Source organism: Acidovorax sp. SRI_002, from assembly GCF_057586455.1.
Genome location: NZ_JBYCZW010000005.1, coordinates 336,460 through 351,194 on the forward strand (window position 1 = coordinate 336,460; position 14,735 = coordinate 351,194).

Genomic DNA, 14,735 nt, shown 5'->3' on the forward strand with positions numbered 1-14,735 from the left:
CGCCCGGGACAGACGCTGCCCCACACCTTTGAAGCCCCCATGAAGCAAGTCCGCCGCACACTTCCACGCCTCCTGCGCCTGCTGGCACTGACCGCGCTGCTGGGCACTGGCGCGGCCCAGGCCGACGACTACACAGAAATCACCCAGCTGATCAAAGCAGGCAAGCCCGCCGACGCGCTCGCCAAGGCCGATCAGCGCCTGGCCGCCAACCCACGCGACCCGCAACTGCGCTTCCTGCGTGGCGTTGCACAGGCAGATTCGGGCAAGCCTGCCGATGCCATCACCACCTTCACCAAGCTGACGGAAGAATACCCAGAGCTGCCCGAGCCCTACAACAATCTGGCGGTGCTCTACGCCAACCAGAATCAGCTGGACAAGGCACGCACGGCGCTGGAGATGGCAATCCGCACCAACCCCAGCTACGCCACTGCCCACGAAAATCTGGGCGACATCTACGCCAAGCTGGCCAGCCAGGCCTACAACAAGGCGCTGCAGCTGGACGCCACCAACGCCAATTCCGTCAAGCCCAAGCTGGCACTGATCCGCGAGCTGTTCGCGCCAGAAGCCGCCGGCAAGCCAGGCCGCCCCGCCGCCGCAGCCCCGGCAACGGCCCCTGCCGTGGTGGCCACGCAGCGGCCAGCGCCACCCGCAGCAGTGGCCCCTGCCCCTGCACCGACCCCGGCAACCACCCCAACACCCATCCCCGCATCTGCGCCCACTGCAGCTCCTGCTCCTGCGCCTGCTATCGCCCAAGCCCCCACCCCAGCACCCGCAGCCACCCCGGCAGCAGCAAGCGACGCCGCAGCCGTTCAGGCCGTGACCTCGGCCGTGCAGGCATGGGCGGCCGCCTGGTCGGCCAAAGACATGCAGGCCTATCTGGGCGCCTACGACAAATCGTTCGATCCACCCGGCCGCCAGACGCGCTCAGCGTGGGAAAAGGAGCGCGAGGCGCGCATCGTGGGCAAGTCCAAGATCAACGTGCAGCTGTCCGACGTTACCGTTGCGGTCAATGGCGACAAGGCCACCGCCCGTTTTCGGCAGGCCTACACTGCTGATGCGCTCAACGTCACGAGCCGCAAGACGCTGGACTTGGTGAACCACAACGGCCGCTGGTCCATCGTCCGCGAATCCACAGGCGGTTGACTGTGAACCCCGACCCTGGGCCTGCGCAGCGTGCGCGGGCTGTGCCTGCTGCCGAGCCCCTGAAGGCCTGAACCTGAAACCGCGCATGTTTGTGGAGTTGTCCGCACCAAGCCGCCGGGCTGCGGCAGGCACCCTGTTCCTCGCCGCACTGCTGCAGGCAGCACCGGCGCACGCCCAGAGCGGAAAAGTGCGCCGCGCCGCCACCCAGCCTTCGACAGAGCCAGCCGACACCAAGACGCCCAACCTGCGCGACGGACAGGCAGAAACACGCCTGCTGGCCGTGTACAAGCTCATCGCAGAAGGCCGCAGCCGCGAGGCACTGGCCCAGGCCGAAACCCTTGCACGCGACTATCCCAACTTCCAGCTGGCGCAACTGGCCGTGGGCGACCTGCTGATGTCGCGCACGCGGCCCATCCGCCGCATGGGCGATGTGCCAGAGCCCGACACAGCACGCAGCCTGCAGGTAGCCACCACCCTGGAAGAACTGCGCAACGAATCGCGCCAGCGCGTGGACGCCCAGCGCAGCCGCCCACCCGCGCACAGCATTCCCGCCCAGTTCCTGGAACTTTCGCCCCGCTCGCGCCATGCCATTGCAGTGGACGCTTCGCGCTCGCGCCTGTACCTTTTCGAGAACACGCCCAAGGGCCTGCAGTTGGTGGCCGACTACTACGCCTCGGTCGGCAAGCTGGGTATCGAGAAAAGCCTGGAGGGCGACCAGCGCACACCGCTTGGTGTGTACTTCATCACCAGCCGCCTGGACCCCGCCACGCTCAAGGACTTCTACGGCGCAGGCGCGCTGCCCATCAACTACCCGAACCCCCTGGACCAGAGCCGGGGCAAGACCGGCAGCGGCATCTGGCTGCATGGCACGCCACCCGACCAGTTTGCCCGCGCGCCCCTGGCCACCGATGGCTGCCTGGTGCTGGCCAATCCCGACCTGGAACGCATTCTGCGCACGGTGGAGCCCCGTTCCACCCCCGTGGTCATTGCGCGCCAGCTGCAGTGGGTAGCGCCCCACGCCGTGCAGGCGGACCGCAAGTCTTTCGACGCGGTGCTCAATGCCTGGCGCAACGCCAAGACCCAGGGCGACATGAATCGGTTGCTGGGCTTTTACGCACCGGACTTCCAGAGCTACCGCAAAAAGCCTCTCAACGAGTGGACCCAGGTGCTCCAGGCGGAGACCCGCGCCCTGAAAGGCCGGGAACTCCACCTCAAGGACAAGTCTTACCTGCGCTGGACAGACTCCGCCGACACCATGGTGGTAACGTTCGGCGAAGTCGCCGAAGGCGCCCGCACGGGTCCCGTCAAACGCCAGTACTGGGCGCGGCGGGGCCAACAATGGCAGATATTTTTCGAAGGAGTGATTGGATGATTTCCAGAAGAAATTCGACCCTGGCGATTGCTGGTATTGCGCTTACAGCTATTCTTTCAGTAGCATCCGTACAGGCGCAAGACGCCCCCAAGGTCAAGCTGTCCACCTCGATGGGCGACATCGTGGTGCAACTCGACCCGGCCAAGGCGCCCAAGACAGTGGAAAACTTCCTGGGCTACGTCAAGGACAAGACCTATGACGGCACCGTGTTCCACCGCGTGATCGATGGTTTCATGATCCAGGGCGGTGGCTACAACGCCGACCTGATTCCCAAGCCCACCAAGGCCCCTATTCCCCTTGAAGCCAACAACGGCCTCAAGAACGACACCTACACCATCGCAATGGCGCGCACGGGCAACCCCAACTCGGCCACATCGCAGTTCTTCATCAACGTGAAGGACAACGCCATGCTCAACGCCCCGAGCCCCGACGGCCATGGCTATGCCGTGTTCGGCAAGGTGGTCGAAGGCACGGCCGTGGTGGACAAGATCAAGGCCGTGGCCACCGGCAACAAGGGCCCGCACCAGAACGTGCCCACCACTCCCGTCACCATCAACTCCGCCACCCTGGTGAAGTGAACCCGCCATTTTTTTGAAGGAAGCATTGCCATGAGCAACCCCCAGGTCGAACTGCACATCACCGGCTACGGTGTCATCACCCTCGAACTCGATGCCGCCAAGGCCCCCAAGTCGGTCGAGAACTTTCTGGCCTATGTGAACAAGGGCCATTACAACAACACCATCTTCCACCGCGTGATCCCTGGCTTCATGGTGCAAGGCGGCGGCTTTGAGCCCGGCATGACCCAGAAGGGCACTGACGCGCCCATCGAAAACGAAGCCAACAACGGCCTCAAGAACGCCAACTACACCGTGGCCATGGCCCGCACCAGCGACCCGCACTCGGCCACCGCCCAGTTCTTCATCAACGTGGCCGACAACGGCTTCCTGAACCACACCGCTCCTTCGGCCCAGGGCTGGGGCTATGCCGTGTTCGGCAAGGTCGTGTCGGGCACCGACGTGGTGGACAAGATCAAGGCCGTGAAGACGGGCCGCAAGGGTTTCCATGACGACGTGCCGAAGGAAGACGTTGTGATCGAAAAGGCTGTGGCGCTTTGATCGCACTCTGATCTGATCGCGATCTCCGTGACCACGACCGTGCCCCGGTTCGAGGAGCTTGTCGCTCCATCGCACTGGCGCACGGTCGATTTCATTTCGGACCTGCACCTGCAGGCCAGCGAGCCCGCCACAGTGGCCGCTTTCGAGCACTACCTGGCCACCACCACGGCCGATGCCCTCTTCATCCTGGGCGACCTGTTCGAGGTGTGGGTGGGCGATGACGCCATGGGGGAACCTGGTAGTTTCGAGGCCGAAGGCTGCGCCGCCCTGCGGGCCGCCGCGCAGCGCCTGCCCGTGTACTTCATGCACGGCAACCGCGATTTTCTGGCGGGCCCGGGGTTCCTGGCGCAGTGTGGCATCACTGGCCTGGCAGACCCCACGGTGCTGGTGTTTGGCGGCCAGCGCTTCGTGCTCAGCCACGGCGACCTGCTGTGCCTGGACGATGTCGAGTACCAGCGCTTTCGCGTGCAGGCGCGCAGCGCCGAGTGGCAGCGGCAGTTTCTGGCGCAGCCCCTGGCCACACGTCGCGCGCAGGCCCGTGGCATCCGCCAGGAGAGCGAGGCACGCAAACAATCGGGCGTCACCTATGCCGATGTAGACGGCCCGGCCGCCATCACCTGGCTCCAGGCGGCCCAGGCGCATACGCTCATTCACGGCCACACCCACCGCCCCAACAACCACGCGCTGGCGCCCGGCTTGCAGCGCGTGGTGCTCAGCGACTGGGATGCCGCGGCATTACCGCCCCGCGTGGAAACACTGCGTTTGTCCCGCGCGGGGTTGGAACGGCTGTCCCCGGCCCCCAAGTACTCGCGATCCTGAACTGCGCGGGGTTTCACCACCCGCTGCCTGATCGCCATGCCCCCTCTTTTCCATCGGCTCTGGAGCCGCGTCCGCGCCACGGTGGCCCCCGTGCCCGACATCTCGGCCACGCTGTGGCTGCAGACCCTGCAGCGTTACCCGTTTCTGGCGGCGCTCTCGCTGCACGACCAGTCCAAGCTGCGCGCCTTGAGCGCCCTCTTCCTGCACCACAAGGAGTTCCACGGCGCCCATGGCCTGGTGGTGACCGACACCATGGCCATCGACATCGCAGCGCAGGCCTGCCTGCCCCTGCTGCATTGGGGCGACCCGGCCAAGGCGCTCGACTGGTACGACGATTTTGTCGGCATCGTGCTGCACCCTGGCGAAGCCGTAGCGCGCCGCCAGACGGTGGACGAGGCCGGCGTGGTGCATGAACACACCCAGGTGCTGCTGGGCGAGGCCATGGAGCGCGGCCCCATCATGCTCAGCTGGGAGCACGTGGCCAATGCCACCGAGAACACGGCGCGCGGCCACAACGTGGTGGTGCACGAGTTCGTGCACAAGCTGGACATGAAGAGTGGCGAACCCAACGGCTGCCCGCCCTTGCCCGCAGGCTTCATGGGGACACGCACCGGACGCGCCGCCTACGAAGCCTGGTGGGCCGCCTGGGAGCCAGCGTACGAGCAGTTCCGCGAGCGTGTGATCCTTGCCGAGCGCTTTGGAGCAGAACGCCCCTGGCTGGACGCCTACGGGGCCACATCACAGTCCGAGTTTTTTGCGGTGGCCTGCGAGGCGTACTTTGTGAACCGCGAGCGTTTTGCGCAGGAGTTTCCGGCGCTGATGCCGGTGCTGGATGCATTTTTCTGCCCGCCTGTGCGCTAACCCCACAGCCATCTCAAAATCCTCATACCAATTGGGGAGGGCCGGGTGTTTTAACGTAGGCCCGCCTGCCGTAACCGACAGTTACTTGGCGGCTGTCATACACAGTCCATAAACTCCTCCCGTCATGTATCGTTGCCCCAACATCACCGATAGGACTTAGAGCGGCTAACAAACTCAGCGAAGCGGTTCTGGCTAGGCGTTGCGTCGCAGGCTGTACGAGCAGTACGACAAGACGCGGCAACCACGCCTGAAGAGTTTGTTAGCCGCTCTTATGCAAACAGGGATGCAACAACCGCCTTGTCTTGAGGCGCGCTGTTTGCCTGGGCACTGTTTTGCGAAAGTCAAAACCGAAATTCGCGATAGGGAGCTTCATGCCCAACACCGCATCCAAGGATCGACTGCGACGCATTGGCCTGCTTGCTGCATTGGGAGTCCCCGTGGTCGCCGCGTCTGGGGACAGCTCTTCTGACACCCCTACCTCAGCGCTAGCGCCGCACTCGCGACGGCCCGCTTTGGAGTCAGCCTGGATGAGATGGCGGTGACCAACTTCCCCTCCCATGCGTTTTCATCGGGCTGATGGCCGGTCTGCGACTCTGACCCAACATTCTCATAGGATTTTTATGCAAAGCAAACCACGCACCCCACACCGAGCCCGCTGGAGGCTGCTGGCCTCGCTGGCAATCCCTGTGCTTGCATCCTGCGGCGGGGGTTCCAGCGATACACCAGCCCCGCCACCGCCGCCCGCCACAGCCCTGTCCTTGTTGGCAGGTAGCACCGACGGCCCGGGCAACCAGGATGGCACCGGGGCTTTCGCAAAAATCAGCGTCGAAACGGGCGGTATGGCGCTCACCCCCGCGGGCGATGTGCTGATGGCAGACACCGGCAACAACACCATTCGCAAACTCTCCCCCACCGGGCAGCTCACCACAGTCGCAGGCGGCGGCCCCACACGGAGTGGCGCGAGCAGCACCGAGACGCGCTACCTGGACGCCGCAGGCACAGCATCCCGTTTCAACGCGCCGCTGGCCGTGGCGGTGGATGCGGCGGGCAACGCCTACGTGGCCGACGCCGGGAACCACCTGGTGCGCAAGATCGATGCATCCGGCAACGTCACCACGCTGGCCGGCCAGGTGGGCGTGTGTGGCAATGCCGATGGCACCGGCACGGCGGCTACGCTGTGTAGCCCCACCAGCATTGCCGTGGACAAGGATGGCAATGTCTATGTCTCTGAATGGGCACCTTTGGCGCAGACCCTGCCTGCCGAGCCCACGGGCAACCCCATCCGCAAAATCACACCAGCCGGCGTGGTCAGCACCGTGGTGTTCAAGGTCAGCCAGATTCCGACGCCAGGACAAGGGCGCAACAACCCCGCGCGCTTCTACCCGGTGCAATTGGCGACCGACTCCGCCGGGGCCTTGTACGCCGCCGATCCCAACGACCATGTGGTGCGCAAATTTGCGCCCGGTGGACAGGCCACGGTGCTCTCAGGCACCGTGGCCCAGGGCAACGCTGGCCATGTGGACGGTTCGACATCAGCGGCCAAGTTTGGCGAACTGCAAGCCATTGCCATAGACCGCTCCAACCGGATATTTGTGCTGGACAGGCACCTGGGCACGCCGCTGCGCGAGATCGCTGCCGATGGTTCCGTCACCACCGTGCGGCGCGCAGCGGACTGCGCCTTCGGCGCCGATGGCCTGCCGCCTGCCTTTTGCGCTGCCAAACGCCTCGCGGTGGATGCCCAAGGGCGCTTCCTCGTCACCGAAAACAGCGCGTCCAGCAGCTTCCAAAGCTACGCACTGATCCACCGCTACCCCCGCGATGGCGCTGCCGACTTGAAAGTGGGAACGGCACCCAGTCCTGGCTGGGCCGATGGCAGCGGGAGCACAGCCCGGTTTGACGGCCCGGGGGCGCTGGCCGTGGGCAAATCAGGCACCCTGTATGTGCGCGACCGCAACAATGCAGCCATTCGAACCATTCAGCCGGATGGCATGGTGGGCACCCTGGGCAGGGTTAAAAACCCGTGCTCGCAAATCACGGGGCCAATCAACGAAGTCGCCTTCTGCGGCCCTGAAGCACTCACCGTGGATGGTGCCGGAAACATCTACTCCTACTCTCTCAAGCGCATCCTGAAGGCCACGCCCGCAGGCAACGTCGCAGTTTTTGCGGACCTGTCCGCCCAGTTGAATGCCATCCCAGCATTTCTGGATCTTGGCATCACGGGCCTGGTCGCCGACGATGCGGGCACCTTGTACGCATCGTCGCTGCAAGGCGTGATCTTCAAGATAAACCCGACCGGTGCCGTCAGCCTGTTTGCAGGCAACCCCAACGCACTGGGGCATGCAGACGGCCCTGCCGGTTCGGCGCTGTTCTCGGCGCTGGGCCATATGGCGCTCGACCCTGCGGGCAACCTGTATGTGGTCGATGGGCGCTACCACAACATCACGGGCGTGGGCCCCACCATCCGCAAGATCACCCCCGCAGGCAGCGTGAGCACCGTTGCAGGCCGCGCGGACATGCCCCCCGGGCTGGTGAATGGCCCCGTATCGTCGGCGCAACTGGCCGTGGACACAGGCGCGGCACTCTCCGACTCTCAGGCCCACCTGGCAGCCGACGCAAAGGGCAACGTCTATGTGACCGATCCGCGCCACCATGTGGTGCGCAAGATTGGCGTCGATGGCCAGGTCAGCACGCTGGTGGGCAAACCCTGGGGCCAGGGATTTGCGGCAGGAGACCTGCCCGGCCTCATCGACGAGCCCTGGGGCCTTGCCGTGCGCGACACCACACTTTTCATCTCCACGTCCAACGCCGTGGCGGCCGTCAAACTGCCCTGACCAAGGGGCTGCGGCCCCTGGCGCACCGAAGGGGCCAAGGTGCAAGGCCCTTTGGCGCCTTGCAGCCGGCATGGCGGGTGGGTGCTGCAAAAAAGCAGTTTCATGAATCAGTGTCGGACCTGGCGCCCGTTGGTATTGCATTGGCCGCTATAAAAAACAAAGCAATCCAACACCTGATGGAATCCAGCCAGCTGCTGGATGCCTGACGGATTCAGGCCCGACAACGCTTCAGGCCGACAGCGCCTGCTCGACCGCCAGTTTGGCTTCTTCCAGACTGCTGAAAAACCGTGTGGGCTGGGGCATGGCCTTGGGCAGATGGGGTGGCGCTGGCCACAGGCGCTCATCCATCCAGACCGCCGTCCAGCCGCCAATGTCCTTGCGCTTGATGAAGCAAAGTGCTTGCCCGTCCGCCATCGCTGTCCAGGTGGTCGGCGGGTTGTGGTCCCAGGTGACGTGTGTCATGGCGCCCTCTCGCGGTTGCTGGGCCATTGTAGGAAGCCTGCGCCGAATTGGGCAACGGCATTCACCCACCCCTCCTCGGCGGCGGAATTGCGGAATCACGGAACGACAGCAGGCGCCCACACGGCGCCCATGTTCGTCAGCCAGCGGCCATCGCGCGTCGTGCAGCTTGGGCCACGCTGGAAGCGTCTACGCCAAAAAAATGGCGCAGTGCAGCGCGCGTGTCGCTGCGTCCAAATCCGTCCGTGCCCAGGGTCACATACTTGCGGCCCTCGGGTACAAGCGCCCGCACCGTCTCGGGCACGGCGCGCACGTAGTCGGTGGCTGCAATCACGGGCCCGCGTGTTGGGGCCAGCTGCTGCGTCAGCCATGCGGATGCAGGCGCAGATTCGCCCGCCAGCCAACGCTGCTCGCACGCCACACCATCGCGCGCCAGCTCGCTCCAGCTGGTCACGCTGAGCACGGTCACATCCACGCCTTCTGCGGCCAGCAGTTCGGCAGCCTTGACCACCTCGGTCAGGATGGCGCCAGAGCCCATCAGGGTGACGGATTTTGATGAAATCGAGCTCTCGCGCTTATCCATTAAGCGCGAGTAGCTCTTAAAAACATAGCAACCACGCAACACACCTTCTACCGCACCGGCGGGCAGGTCGGGCTGGGCGTAGTTCTCGTTCATCAGTGTCACGTAGTAGAAAACGTCGCGCTGCTCGGTCACCATCTCGCGCATGCCAGCATCGATGATCACAGCCATCTCGCCTGCGTAGGCTGGGTCGTAGGCCTTGCAGTTGGGGATGGTGGCCGCCACCAAGTGGCTCGATCCATCCTGGTGCTGCAGCCCCTCGCCGCCCAGCGTGGTGCGGCCCGACGTGGCGCCCAGCAAGAAGCCGCGCGCACGCTGGTCGGCCGCGGCCCAGATGGCGTCGCCCACGCGCTGGAAGCCGAACATCGAGTAGTAGATGTAAAACGGCAGCATGGCCAGGCCGTGCACGCTGTAGCTGGTGGCCGCAGCGGTCCAGCTGGCGATGGCGCCGGCTTCGCTGATGCCTTCTTCCAGAATCTGGCCGTCCAGCGCCTCGCGGTAGCTCAGCACCGAGCCGATGTCCTCGGGCGCGTAGCGCTGGCCCACGCTGCTGTAGATGCCGACCTGCTTGAACAGATTGGCCATGCCGAAGGTGCGCGCCTCGTCGGCCACGATGGGTACGATGCGCGGGCCCAGCGTGGCGTCCTTGAGCAAGGTGCCCAGCATGCGCACGAAGGCCATGGTGGTGCTCATCTCCTTGCCATCGGCTTGTAGCGCGAACTGGGCGTAGCTTTCGATCGCAGGCACGGGCAGCGCCGCGCAGGTGGTCTCTCGGCGCGGCAGGTAGCCGCCCAGCGCGTCGCGGTGGCTGCGCAGGTAGCGCATCTCGGGGCTGTCTTCGGCAGGTTTGAAGAAGGCGAGGCTCGTAGCCTGCTCGTCGGACAGCGGCAGGTTGAAGCGGTTGCGGAACTCGATGAGGTCGGTCTCGTCCAGCTTCTTCTGGCTGTGCGTGGTCATCTTGCCCTGGCCGGCAGTGCCCATGCCGTAGCCCTTCTTGGTATGGGCCAGGATCACCGTGGGCTGGCCCTTGTGGGCGCTGGCCGCAGCGTAGGCGGCATGGATCTTTACCAGGTCGTGCCCGCCGCGCTTCAAACGATCAATCTGCTCGTCCGTCATGCCCTGGGCAAGGGCCGCCAGCTCGGGGTTCTGGCCGAAGAAGTTGTCGCGGTTGAAGCGTCCGTCCTTGGCGGCAAAGGTCTGCATCTGGCCGTCCACCGTACCTTCCAGCGTTCGCACCAGGGCGCCGGTCAGGTCGCGGGCGAACAGGCCGTCCCAGTCGCTGCCCCACACGAGCTTGACCACGTTCCAGCCAGCACCCGCGAACAGGCGCTCCAGCTCGTCGATGATGCGGCCGTTGCCGCGCACCGGGCCATCCAGCCGCTGCAGGTTGCAGTTGACTACCCAGACTAGGTTGTCGAGCCCCTCGCGCGCGGCCAGGGTCAGGGCACTCATGGATTCGGGCTCGTCCATCTCGCCATCGCCGAACACGCCCCACACCTTGCGCTGGCTGCAGTCGAGCAAATTGCGGTGCGTGAGGTAGCGCATGAAGCGCGCGTGGTAGATGCTGCTGATGGGGCCGATGCCCATCGAGCCGGTGGGGAACTGCCAGAAGTCCGGCATCAGCCACGGGTGTGGGTAGCTCGAAAGGCCTTGTGCGCCCGCTGCAGGAGCGGTCAGCTCCTGGCGGTAATGCATCAGATCTTTTTCGGACAAACGCCCTTCGAGGAATGCGCGTGCATACACGCCCGGCGCGCTGTGGGGCTGGAAGAACACCAGGTCGCCCCGGTGCTGGCCTTCACCCACACCCTCACGTGCACGGAAGAAATGGTTAAAGCCGCTCTCGAACAAGTCGGCCGCGCTCGCATAACTGGCGATGTGGCCACCCAGTTCGCCATACGCCTGGTTCGCGCGCACCACCATGGCCAGCGCGTTCCAGCGCACGATGGAAGCCACGCGCTCTTCGACGGCCAAGTCGCCGGGGAACACGGGCTGGTCCTGTACCGCCACGGTGTTCACGTACGGCGTGTTCAGGTCGGGCTGCCAGCCAATCCGCTGCGCACGCGCCACCCGCACCAGCTCTTGCAGCATGTGCCGCGCCCGCTCGGGGCCTTCGGTGGCGACCAGGGCCAGAAAGGCGTCGCGCCATTCGGCGGTCTCCTGGGGGTCAGTGTCGGCCAGGGCATCCTGGGTATGGAGCAGATGGGAAGGCAAGGGGGCATTCATAGGAGCACACTCTAGAAGGATTTGCAAAAAATGTGATGCCGAATCGCGAAAATTGGCCATCAATAGCAGCACAATATTCCACCAAAAACCAATATTGCAGCACATGAAGCTTGACACCACCGATCTGCGCATACTGGCCGAACTGCAGGCCGATGGCTCGCTCTCCAACGTGGAGCTGGCCCGGCGCGTGCATCTCTCGCCGTCTCCCTGCCTGGCACGCGTGAAGGCACTGGAGACCGACGGTGTCATCGCCCGTTATGTAGCGCTGGCCAACGCCGCGGCATTGGGGCTGGGACTGAACGTGTTCATCAGCATCAGCCTGAAAAGCCAGAGCAAGGAAGCGCTGGCCGACTTTGAACAGCGCATTGCCGAGCACGATGAGGTGATGGAGTGCTACCTGATGAGCGGCGACTCGGACTACCTCATCCGCGTGGCACTGCCCGACATTGCGGCGCTGGAGCGCTTCATCGTCGAACAGCTTTCCCCCATTCCAGGGCTGGAGAAGATCCGCTCCAGCTTCGCGCTCAAGCAGGTGCGTTACAAGACGGCGCTGCCGCTGCCGCAGTCTTCCCCGTAGTGGGCTCGGCCTTGAAATCCAGCGCCTGCACCAGGTCCAGTGCCTGGCCAATATCGGCCAGCAGGTCATCCAGGTCCTCCAGGCCGACCGACAGGCGCACCAGCCCTTCGGCAATGCCGTGGGCGGCACGCTGCTCGGCCGTGTAGGTGGAATGCGTCATGCTGGCCGGGTGCTGGGCCAGCGTCTCGGCATCGCCCAGGCTCACGGCGCGGGTGACGAGCTGCAACGCGTCCATGAAGCGCACGCCCGCCTGCAGGCCACCACGCAGCTCAAAAGCGATCATCCCGCCCATCTGGCGCATCTGCTGCTTTGCCAGCGCGTGCTGGGCAAAGCTGGGCAAGCCGGGGTAGTGCACGGCCGCCGCAGCCGGGTGGGCGGCGATGAACTCGGCCACTTTCTGAGCGCTCTGGCAGTGGCGGTCCATGCGCAGCGCCAGCGTCTTGAGGCCACGCATCACAAGGTGCGCGTCCTGCGCCGACATCACCGCGCCGGTCATGTCTTTAAGACCATACAGGCGCACGCGCTGGGCCAGTTCTGCATCGGCAAACACGGCCGCGCCTGCGGTCAGGTCACCATGGCCACCGAGGTACTTCGTCATGGAATGCACGCTCACATCGGCACCCAACAGCAGGGGCTGCTGCAGGTAAGGCGTGCAGTAGGTGTTGTCCACCACCACCTTGGCGCCCTGGGCGTGGGCCAGGGCCGAAACGGCGGCAATGTCCACCAGCCGCATGTTGGGGTTGGCCGGGGTTTCCAGGTAGACCACGCGGGTCTTCTGGCGCAGCGCGGCGGCCACGTGGGCCGGGTCGGTCATGTCCACATGGCGCACGCTCACGCCAAAGCGGCCCAGCCCGTGGTGCAAAAACGAGAAGGTGCAGCCATACAGCGTAAGGTCGGCCAGGATTTCATCGCCCGGCTCCAGCATGGACCACAGCGTGGCCGTGATGGCCCCCATGCCCGAGCCGAACACCACGGCGCCTGCGCCCTGCTCCAGGCTGGCCAGGCGCCCCTCCAGCAGCGCCAGCGTGGGGTTGGCGATGCGGGTGTAGAAGTAGCCGGGCTCCTCGCCTGCAAAGCAGCGCGCGCCATAGGCCACATCGGGGAAGGCATAGGTGGCCGAGGTGTGGATGGGCGGCACCAGCGCGCCCTGGTGGTCGGCCGGGTTGTAGCCGTGGTGGATGGCGCGGGTACTGAAGCCGGTGGCGGATGTGCGGGTCATGGTGGTCTCCTTGGAATAGAGAGATTCTTCAACCCATCAACGGGTAAGTTTTCGCCTTATTTGCCCTTCATATGATCAAAGAAGGCAAAATTTGCCTCAAATTACCCATTTAGCAGGACACACTGCCATGCACCCTCATCCACTCGACCCCGTGGACCGCACGATCCTCAACGCCCTGCAACGCGATGGTCGCGCCACCGTGGGCGATCTGGCCGAAGCGGTTTCGCTATCCACCTCCCCGTGCTGGAGGCGCGTGCGCGCGCTGGAGGATGCGGGCGTGATTGCGGGCTACCACGCCCATCTGCACCGCCAGCGTGTGGGCTGGGGCGTACTGGGCTTTGTGCAGCTGGCGCTGCACGACCACACGGCTGACACCACATCGGCCCTGGAGCGCGAGGTCATGGCGATGCCCCAGGTGTTGTCGTGCCACAACCTTTCGGGCCGCTACGACTACCAGCTGGAGGTGGTGGCGGCCGACCTCGCATCGTTTGCCGACTATGTGCGCACCCATGTGCGCAGCCTGCCCGGCGTGCGTGAGATTTCCACGAGCTTCTCGCTCAAGGAGGTCAAGCGCACCATGGCACTGCCGCTGTAGCCACCGCGCAGCAGCTCCTCACATCCTTCACCGCTGGGGGAGCTGCAACTCGCTGGTTGCCACGCGCTTGCGCAGATCACGGAGCAGCGCTTTCGCGCGCGCCTGGTTCGCTGGCCCCATCCGCACCAGAATTTTTTGCCCGCTGGTGAGCGATTCGAGTGCCGGGTCCACAAACTCATAGCGCACCCACGGGCGCAGGTTGGGCACATCGGTGTTGACGGGCGTGAGCTTCACGCGCAGCGGGCTTTTGGGTTCGGGGGCCAGCAGCAAGTGGTCCAGCACGGCCACCAGGCGGTCGTTGAAGTAGCGCTTGGGGTAGCCCAGCTCTTCATACGCCTGCTGGAACAGCGGGTACATCCGCGCATACAAGGCCACGGCGGGCTCCAGGGGCACGGCTTCGGCAAAAGTCAAAAAGGCGCTGTAGCGGGCGGCATTGGTGGCGGCAATCGTGGTGGGGGCATCGCCCTCGCCGTCCACCGTAAAGCGCTGCGGCATGGGCTGTACCGGCCACATGCGCGACGGGGCCTGGGCGCGGCCCAGGTTGTCTACCGTGGCCACCACGCGGCGGACAAAACCTTCGGTCAACAAGAACGACGCGACCTTGTCGCTACCCAGCAATTCGGCCAGCAACTCCGCCACTCGCTTGTCGGATTCAGCCAATGCAGGCAAGGCGGTGTCTGCCGGGGCCAGCGCATCCACAGGGTTCTGGGGACCCGATGCCTCGGGCATAGGCGGTGGGGCCACGGGCGCTTCGGGTGCGCTGGCCACAGGGGGCGGCGCCACCGGGGCCTCCACCGGGCGCAGCCAGAACCACCAGGCGGCTCCGGCGCCGACCGCACAGGCCAGCACGGCGGCAATGATCCACGGTGTGGAGGATGCGCGCGGTGGCGCGGGGCGGAACTCGGCGGTTTCGTTTTCAGGCATCGGATCTCCTTCAAGAC

The 14,735-nt window shown here is 65.1% G+C and carries 13 protein-coding genes; 9 read left to right on the forward strand and 4 right to left on the reverse strand.

Features of this window, described 5'->3' with window-relative positions; translation table 11 throughout:
* The first annotated feature begins 39 nt into the window (after positions 1–39).
* From AC2YJX_RS15845 to AC2YJX_RS15875, 7 genes are all read left to right on the forward strand, one after another.
* The gene (locus AC2YJX_RS15845) at positions 40–1,143 is read left to right on the forward strand and encodes a nuclear transport factor 2 family protein (RefSeq protein WP_377808798.1); all 1,104 of its coding nucleotides are present in this window, start codon (positions 40–42) and stop codon (positions 1,141–1,143) included.
* 85 nt (positions 1,144–1,228) lie between these two features.
* Positions 1,229–2,515 carry a L,D-transpeptidase family protein gene (locus tag AC2YJX_RS15850; RefSeq protein WP_487256593.1) on the forward strand — a complete coding sequence of 429 codons (1,287 nt, stop codon included), beginning with the start codon at positions 1,229–1,231 and terminating at the stop codon, positions 2,513–2,515.
* Positions 2,512–3,093 carry a peptidylprolyl isomerase gene (locus AC2YJX_RS15855; RefSeq protein WP_487256594.1) on the forward strand — a complete coding sequence of 194 codons (582 nt, stop codon included), beginning with the start codon at positions 2,512–2,514 and terminating at the stop codon, positions 3,091–3,093. The genes AC2YJX_RS15850 and AC2YJX_RS15855 overlap by 4 nt, the downstream gene beginning before the upstream one ends.
* A 30-nt stretch (positions 3,094–3,123) precedes the next feature.
* Positions 3,124–3,630, forward strand: coding sequence for a peptidylprolyl isomerase (locus AC2YJX_RS15860; protein WP_121507002.1), 507 nt, complete (start codon positions 3,124–3,126; stop codon positions 3,628–3,630).
* Between the two features lie 27 nt (positions 3,631–3,657).
* Positions 3,658–4,449, forward strand: coding sequence for a UDP-2,3-diacylglucosamine diphosphatase (locus AC2YJX_RS15865; protein WP_487256595.1), 792 nt, complete (start codon positions 3,658–3,660; stop codon positions 4,447–4,449).
* Between the two features lie 36 nt (positions 4,450–4,485).
* A complete protein-coding gene (locus AC2YJX_RS15870; protein WP_487256596.1) occupies positions 4,486–5,310 on the forward strand; it encodes a M90 family metallopeptidase in 825 nt (274 codons plus the stop codon).
* 839 nt (positions 5,311–6,149) lie between these two features.
* The gene (locus AC2YJX_RS15875; RefSeq protein ID WP_487256597.1) at positions 6,150–8,141 is read left to right on the forward strand and encodes an NHL repeat-containing protein; all 1,992 of its coding nucleotides are present in this window, start codon (positions 6,150–6,152) and stop codon (positions 8,139–8,141) included.
* A gap of 228 nt (positions 8,142–8,369) precedes the next feature.
* On the opposite strand, the gene AC2YJX_RS15880 is transcribed toward AC2YJX_RS15875, so the two are convergent.
* Both AC2YJX_RS15880 and mdeB read right to left on the reverse strand, forming a co-directional pair.
* Positions 8,370–8,603 carry a hypothetical protein gene (locus tag AC2YJX_RS15880; protein WP_487256598.1) on the reverse strand — a complete coding sequence of 78 codons (234 nt, stop codon included), beginning with the start codon at positions 8,601–8,603 and terminating at the stop codon, positions 8,370–8,372.
* A 136-nt stretch (positions 8,604–8,739) separates the two neighbouring features.
* On the reverse strand, positions 8,740–11,403 hold the full coding sequence (gene mdeB / locus AC2YJX_RS15885) for an alpha-ketoglutarate dehydrogenase (protein WP_487256599.1): 2,664 nt from the start codon (positions 11,401–11,403) through the stop codon (positions 8,740–8,742).
* Positions 11,404–11,506: 103 nt separating this feature from the next.
* Here mdeB and AC2YJX_RS15890 point away from each other — a divergent pair, with 103 nt between their 5' ends.
* The gene (locus tag AC2YJX_RS15890) at positions 11,507–11,980 is read left to right on the forward strand and encodes an Lrp/AsnC family transcriptional regulator (RefSeq protein ID WP_487256600.1); all 474 of its coding nucleotides are present in this window, start codon (positions 11,507–11,509) and stop codon (positions 11,978–11,980) included.
* Here the strand turns inward: AC2YJX_RS15890 and AC2YJX_RS15895 are convergent.
* On the reverse strand, positions 11,928–13,199 hold the full coding sequence (locus AC2YJX_RS15895) for a methionine gamma-lyase (protein ID WP_487256601.1): 1,272 nt from the start codon (positions 13,197–13,199) through the stop codon (positions 11,928–11,930). The genes AC2YJX_RS15890 and AC2YJX_RS15895 overlap by 53 nt on opposite strands.
* Before the next feature lie 127 nt (positions 13,200–13,326).
* On the opposite strand from AC2YJX_RS15895, the gene AC2YJX_RS15900 reads away from it, so the two are divergent.
* Positions 13,327–13,794: an Lrp/AsnC family transcriptional regulator gene (locus AC2YJX_RS15900; protein WP_008903283.1), complete on the forward strand. Its 468-nt coding sequence runs from the start codon at positions 13,327–13,329 to the stop codon at positions 13,792–13,794.
* Positions 13,795–13,821: 27 nt separating this feature from the next.
* On the opposite strand, the gene AC2YJX_RS15905 is transcribed toward AC2YJX_RS15900, so the two are convergent.
* Complete coding sequence (locus AC2YJX_RS15905; RefSeq protein WP_487256602.1) at positions 13,822–14,718, reverse strand: DUF3014 domain-containing protein; 897 nt, start codon at positions 14,716–14,718, stop codon at positions 13,822–13,824.
* Between the last annotated feature and the right edge of the window lie 17 nt (positions 14,719–14,735).